This is a genomic window from Cupriavidus necator (genome assembly GCF_013141915.1).
Taxonomy (GTDB): domain Bacteria; phylum Pseudomonadota; class Gammaproteobacteria; order Burkholderiales; family Burkholderiaceae; genus Cupriavidus; species Cupriavidus necator_B.
Genome location: NZ_SROX01000046.1, coordinates 1 through 692 on the forward strand (window position 1 = coordinate 1; position 692 = coordinate 692).

Here is a 692-nt window from a genome sequence, read left to right on the forward strand (position 1 = left end):
ACGATCAGCTTGGCGATCATCGGATCGTAGAACGGGCTGATGGTGTCGCCCTCGCGCACGCCGGCGTCGATGCGCACCCCGGCCGGGCCGTGCGGGTTTCCGTCAACCCCGTCGCCGCGCATGAACTGCACCGCCGGCGGCGTGCGCAGGAAGCGCAGCGTGCCGGTGGACGGCAGGAACTGCTTGTCGGGGTTCTCGGCGTAGATGCGCGCCTCCAGCGCATGGCCGTCGATGCGCAGCTGCTCCTGCGTGAGCGGCAGCGGCTCGCCGGCGGCGACGCGCAGCTGCCATTCGACCAGGTCCTGCCCGGTGATCATCTCGGTGACCGGGTGCTCGACCTGCAGGCGCGTGTTCATCTCCATGAAGTAGAACGAGCCGTCCTGGTTGGCGATGAACTCGACCGTGCCGGCGCCGACATAGCCCACGGCTTTGGCGGCGGCCACGGCCGCTTCGCCCATGGCGCGGCGGCGTTCTTCGGTCATGCCGGGCGCCGGCGCTTCCTCCAGCACCTTCTGGTGGCGGCGCTGCACCGAGCAGTCGCGCTCGAACAGGTAGACACAGTTGCCGTGGGTATCGGCGAACACCTGGATCTCGATATGGCGCGGGCGCGTCAGGTATTTCTCGACCAGCACCTTGTCGTCGCCGAAGCTGGCCGACGCCTCGCGCTTGACCGACGCCAGCGCGGCGTCGAA

Annotated in this window: 1 pseudogene; it reads right to left on the reverse strand. The window is 68.9% G+C overall.

From position 1 onward, the window contains the following. Positions 1-692 (reverse strand): annotated as a pseudogene (locus E5S69_RS32100) (3-methylcrotonyl-CoA carboxylase); the annotation flags it as partial.